The 6,196-nt window shown below is 37.4% G+C and carries 3 protein-coding genes and 1 pseudogene; 2 read left to right on the top strand and 2 right to left on the bottom strand.

Translation table 11 applies throughout. The annotated features are described in order from the left end of the window. A pseudogene (locus ACFIL8_RS03265) lies at nt 1-569 on the bottom strand (RNA degradosome polyphosphate kinase); the annotation flags it as partial. Between the two features lie 325 nt (nt 570-894). Between ACFIL8_RS03265 and ACFIL8_RS03260 the strand changes: the two are divergent. Then, entirely contained in the window at nt 895-1,143 is a 249-nt protein-coding gene (locus ACFIL8_RS03260; protein ID WP_375611536.1) for a zinc-finger domain-containing protein, read from the top strand. A gap of 52 nt (nt 1,144-1,195) precedes the next feature. Beyond that, nucleotides 1,196-2,443, top strand: coding sequence for an FAD-binding protein (locus ACFIL8_RS03255; protein ID WP_375688896.1), 1,248 nt, complete (start codon nt 1,196-1,198; stop codon nt 2,441-2,443). A gap of 191 nt (nt 2,444-2,634) precedes the next feature. On the opposite strand, the gene dnaE is transcribed toward ACFIL8_RS03255, so the two are convergent. Continuing rightward, the gene (gene dnaE / locus ACFIL8_RS03250; protein ID WP_375688904.1) at nt 2,635-6,102 is read right to left on the bottom strand and encodes a DNA polymerase III subunit alpha; all 3,468 of its coding nucleotides are present in this window, start codon (nt 6,100-6,102) and stop codon (nt 2,635-2,637) included. Between the last annotated feature and the right edge of the window lie 94 nt (nt 6,103-6,196).

Below are 6,196 nucleotides of genomic sequence, written 5' to 3'. Positions count from 1 at the left end.
AACAACACTGTGTGTGAATTCTGATCAGTTTCTCCAGACAATTGAAGCCCAATAGAAAGCCCTAAATTAGGAATAAATGGAAAAGGATGAGTAGAATCAACAGGTAAAGGTTTTAAAACAGGAAAAATTGTCTCAAGAAAATATTTTTCAAGCCATGATTTTTCAATTTCTGAAAGATCATCAGAACAAATAATTTCAATATCATTCTTTTTTAATTCATCACGTAAAACATTCAATTCTCGTAGTTGGTGAGCCTGCAGCTTTGAAATCTCAGCTAATACAATATCAAGTTGTTCCTGTGGAGTGTGCCCATCTGCACTGCACGCTGTAACGCGAGCACGAATTTGAGCTGCTAGTCCTGCAACACGAACCATAAAAAACTCATCAAGATTTGCAGCTGAAATAGAAAGAAATTGTAGACGTTCTAATAAAGGATGTTTCGAATTAGCCGCTTCCATCAAAACACGATTATTAAATTGTAGCCATGAAAACTCTCGATTAATAAATCGTACCGGATTTTTCATTGTTATATTCGATATAGAAATTTTATCTACCACCCTCTGTTCCATATATCCTAAATAATTTTCTTTTATATTTTCTAAAATCCTTGACGAAATATCTCACATAACATTTGATAATATGTTATCATCATAATAATATATCAATGCCTAACTTCCCTCATCATTTTTCCATTTAATATTTAAAAGTACTTGGAATTATTGCTATGCGCAAAGCACTAAAAGTAAGACAACTATTCTAATATAGCATAAAAGAAGAGAAATTTGTCTTAAAAAGCATCTTGCATTATTATACGCTTTATTACAAACTCACGCCTATAAAATAGAAGAGCCCAATCATAGCTGATGAGAAAATTTATTCTGGAGTTTGTATGCCATGGCTGATCACAATATTCCTCATTTCCAAAATGACCTTGGATATAAAACAATCGAAATTGGTGTGAAAGAATTTATGTGTGTAGGCGCTACACACCCATTCGATCATCCTCATATCTTTATCGATATGGGAGCAGCAGATGAGAAAATTTGCCCTTACTGCTCAACCCTTTATCGTTATGTTCCCTCGCTATCATACGATCAAACAAACCCAACAGGATGCTTATATCATCCAGAAAAGCTATTATAATTGCGTTTTTTGGCTTTCTTAATAACCCCTCTTTTAATTCTGCTTGTTTAATATGAAATCATTTGTGGAACAATCACCCATCATCGTTGGAGGAGGAATTGCTGGTTTAAGCACTGCTTTAGCACTCGCTCATAAAGGAATTGCAAGCACCATTATCGAAAAGTGTAAGCAACTTGAAACGATAGGCGCTGGTATTCAACTGACACCAAATGCAACATCTATTCTTGCTCGCTGGAAACTTCTTAACAAACTCACTAAAGTCGCGACAATCCCATATTTTCTTGAGTTAAAAGATGGATTATCTTTAAAAATACATCTACGGGCTCATCTTATTAATCTAACAGAAAAATATTGGAAAGCCCCTTATATGACGATTCACCGCGCGGCTTTACAAAAAATTTTATATAATGCAGTGATTGAAAATCCTTTGATCAAATACAAAGCAGGCGAAACGATTGTATCTTCTACCCAATCGGCAACCAACATTAAAATCACGACAATAAAAACAGATACGGCAACAGAACAGCTTTATTCAACGCCCCTCTTGATCGGATGTGATGGCATTTGGTCAACATTACGGCAACAATCTCCTTTTCATGAAAAAGCAAATTTTAGTGGCTTTATTGCTTGGCGTGCAACAACAACATCTGATAATCTTCCTCAAAACTTTCGTTCTTCATTGCAAAATATGAAGACAATTACGGCTTGGATGGGACCAAAAAATCATCTTGTTGTCTACCCCATTCAATCGTCAGAAAAAATTTTTAATTTTGTCGCCATTACGCATGGAGAAAGTTCAAAAGAAGGATGGGCCCATAAAGGAGATAAAGAAAAACTCAAATCTCTTTTTAAAGATTGGAATTCAAAAATCTTACAAATCTTCGATCATATTGATGAATGGAGTTATTGGCCACTTTTTCAAATGAAACAAAATCGTTTTATCGGTTTAGAGAGACAAGTATTTGTTGGCGATTGCGCACATGCTGCCTTACCTTTTGCAGCACAAGGTGCCGCTATGGCAATCGAAGATGCCGCCACATTAGCAAAAGCACTTTCATTGAAAGATTTTTCATTAACGAAAGCACTTTCGCTTTACGAAACAACACGCACCCCGCGTATTGCAGCAGTAAAAAAACGCGGAGATTTCAATAGATTAGCCTATCACGCAACCGGTCCCATAGCAATTGCACGCAATCTCATGATGAAAATTCGTACACCAGAGAGCATTATGTCAGATCTCAATTGGCTTTACATGTATGATGCGATGAATTCTATAAAAAATAATGATAAAAACTTATAAAATTCTTCCGGCACTTTGAATATTACGAAAGAACGAGATTTTTTTAATTTTATGACACTAAAAAATATCATAATTTACTCTAATAAAAGCAATATTTTTCGAAACCTACAATCCGATTTTAAAAGCTCCATTTTTAGCTCTCCTAAAAGCAAAAACACCACTCAAAATCAGCTCCCATCTTTAATCTTTCTTTAACTCAATTCTACATCAACAACACCCTGAATTAATTTCATAGCATTTGCGACATGTGAATTTACCTTATATCGCTTAGGAAGTGCAATTTCGACTTCTCGCAATCCATCCTCTTGAATTAAAATAAGCCCAACCTCTCCATTCCCCCCAAGATTTAAATTTTGTTCAATTTGTGGAAGCATATCAACTGTTTTTATAAAGAGACGCATCATTTTATGCTGTTGTAATGATTCATTTTCCAAAGACTGAATTGTTTCAATTCGCAAACTAACTCCTTCAGAACGATTTTCTGCGCTCACCGTAATAATAAAAGATTTTCCGGGTTCTAGCATCTCTTCATAATCCGAGAGTGCCTCAGAAAAGAGAACTGCTTCATATTGTCCACTTGTATCAGAAAAATGAATAATTCCCATTTTTTTACCAGATTTTGTTTTGCGCACGTTTTTTGCCACAACAGTTCCAGCAAGCCGTGCAGCCGTTGCTCCCCCTTTAACGGCATTGGCAAAATTACCCCAAGTCTGAATGCGTTTTTTGTTCAGAATAGCTTGATACTCCTCCAAAGGATGCGCAGAAAAGTAAAAACCTATAGCTTGAAATTCTCGATAAAGTTTCTCAGCCGGCAACCAAGGGGTTGTTTGCGATAAAATCAATGGTTCTTTTAATCCGCCTGCCATTCCAAATATATCAACCTGCCCGCTAGAATTGTCATCGAGAATACGAAGTGCACGCGCATGAAGGGTTCCAAGATTGGCTAATAAAACCTCACGTGCAATGTTAAAACAATCAAAAGCACCAGCACAAACTAAACTTTCCATCGCACGCTTATTAACAATACGAGGATCAACACGCGCACAAAAATCTTCCAAATCCTTAAAAATCTTACTCCCACGACAAGAAACAATATGATCTACAACAGTTTCTCCCACACCTTTAATGGCAGCAAGAGAATAATAAATACAATTATCACCAACCTCAAAAACACGATGAGATGTTTGTATAGAAGGTGCAATAACTTCAATACCCAACCTTAATGCTTCACGCCGAAAATCATTGAGCTTATCTGTATTCGTCATATCATATGTCATTGAAGCAGCTAAAAACTCAACGGGATAGTTTGCTTTCATATAAGCCGTTTGGTAAGAAACAATTGCATAAGCAGCAGCGTGCGATTTATTAAAACCATAATCGGCAAATTTTGCTAAAAGATCAAAGATAATATCAGCTTGATCTTTATCCACGCCACCTGCAACAGCTCCATTGACAAAACGCGTACGCTGTTTTTGCATTTCAGCATGAATTTTTTTCCCCATAGCACGACGTAGTAAATCAGCTTCTCCAAGCGAATAGCCAGCAAGAACCTGAGCAATCTGCATCACCTGTTCTTGATAGACAATAACACCTTGTGTTTCTTTGATCAGATGATCTATCTTAGGATGAATAGAAGCAATTTCCTCTTCCCCATGTTTGCGTGCATTATAGGTTGGAATATTCTCCATTGGACCTGGACGATAAAGTGCAACCAGCGCAATAATATCTTCAATACGGTCTGGCTTCATTCCAATCAACGCCTTGCGCATACCAGAACTTTCCACCTGAAACACGCCAACCGTTTCACCACGTGCCATCATAGCGTAGGTTGCTTCATCATTCAGAGGAATATTTGATAAATCTATTTTAATCCCCTTTCTGGCAACAAAATCGACTGCCATTTTCAAAACAGTAAGCGTTTTTAATCCAAGAAAATCAAATTTTACCAGCCCCGCTTGTTCAACATATTTCATGTTAAATTGTGTAACAGGCATATCAGAACGAGGATCACGATACATCGGGACAAGCTCCCAAAGTGGACGATCTCCGATAACAATCCCAGCAGCATGAGTTGAAGCATGACGATAAAGTCCCTCCAACTGAAGCGCTATATCTAATGCGCGTCCAACAACGGGATCTTTTTTCTTTTCTTCTTCAAATTTAGGTTCATCCTTAATAGCATCTGCTAATTCTACCTGACTTCCTGGGGTGGCAGGAATTAATTTTGTAAGATAATCCACCTGACGATAAGGAACTTCTAAAACACGCCCCACATCACGCAAAACTGCACGTGCCTGTAACTTACCAAAAGTAATAATTTGAGCAACTTGATCACGTCCATATTTTTTTTGAACATATTGAATAACTTCTTCGCGCCGCTCTTGACAAAAGTCGATATCAAAATCTGGCATCGAAACACGATCTGGATTCAGAAAACGTTCAAAGAGAAGAGAAAACCGCAAGGGATCCACATCAGTAATCGTCAATGCATAAGCAACAAGTGAACCAGCACCAGAACCCCGGCCTGGTCCAACGGGAATGTCATGAACCTTTGCCCATTTTATGAAATCTGAAACGATAAGAAAATATCCAGAAAATTGCATACGCGTAATAACTGAAATTTCATAATCAAGCCGCTGTTCATAATCTGCAATCGTATACCCTTCAGCCAACCCTATTGTTTCAAGCCGAATCTTCAAACCATCTTTAGCCTGATTTAATAACTCACTATCTTCTATTTCTAAAGTAGTTTCTGAATTAACAGATTGTTCTATAAAACGAGGCAATATCGGTTTTCGAAGAGGCGAGGCAATATGACAACGCAATGCAATTTCAACACTATTTTCCAAAGCTTCTGGAAGATCAGAAAACAGTGTAACCATTTCATCTTGTGACTTCAAATAATGATCTGGTGTCACACGTTTGCGATCTGGATTAGAGACAATTTGTCCTTCTGAAACAGCCATCAGCGCATCATGCGCTTCATACCCTTCTCTTTGCAGAAAAAAAGCTTCATTCGTTGCTACAAGAGGAATTTCATGCGCATAAGCCAATTCAATAAGATCAGCTTCTACTCTCCGGTCATAAGAGCCATGCCGTTGTAACTCCACATAAAGACGATCAGCAAAAGATTTTTTCAAATAAATTAAGCGCTCAACAGCATGTTCTTTTTTCTCTTCTGCCAAAGAAAGATTAATAGGTCCTCCCTTTCCACCCGTTAAAGCGATTATGCCTTCACTGTGTTCTGACAACCAATCAGCTTTAATATGAGGAGGATCAGTATCACACTTATCAAGATAAGCACGGCTCACAAGACGAACCAAATGAGCATAACCGGTTTCGCTAGCAGCCAAAAGAACAATAGAGCAAAAATCAGAAGGATTACGCCATTTAGCCAAACGTAAATGATCATTTTCATCACAAAAATCAACAGTAAGCTGACAACCAATAATAGGTTGGACCCCATGAGAAAGACAATGCTGTGAAAATTCCAAAGCACCAAATAAATTATTGGTATCGGTAATAGCAACCGCTGGTGCATGATCTAAAATCGTCTGTTGAATAATTTGGGGGATTTTTAAAGCCCCTTCGAGCAAGGAATAAGCTGAATGCACTCTCAAATGAATAAAGCGAGGAAGAGAATTTTTGTTCTCTTGCATTTGCATTTTATTTTTTACCACTCTCACAATTTCCCACTACAAAATAAATGCTAAACAGCACCCCTTATAAAAGAAAAAACTTCTGTTCATCATC

Source organism: Bartonella sp. AP57NXGY (genome assembly GCF_042195805.1).
Lineage (GTDB): Bacteria > Pseudomonadota > Alphaproteobacteria > Rhizobiales > Rhizobiaceae > Bartonella.
The sequence above is the reverse complement of the archived record's forward strand: the minus strand, read 5'-3'. Positions and strand labels throughout refer to the sequence as shown.

What these genes read in the sequence shown, in the direction of transcription:
- dnaE (WP_375688904.1), bottom strand. Translation starts at nt 6,102, where the DNA reads ATGCAAGAGAACAAAAATTCTCTTCCTCGCTTTATTCATTTGAGAGTG.
- ACFIL8_RS03255 (WP_375688896.1), top strand. Translation starts at nt 1,196, where the DNA reads ATGAAATCATTTGTGGAACAATCACCCATCATCGTTGGAGGAGGAATT.
- ACFIL8_RS03260 (WP_375611536.1), top strand. Translation starts at nt 895, where the DNA reads ATGGCTGATCACAATATTCCTCATTTCCAAAATGACCTTGGATATAAA.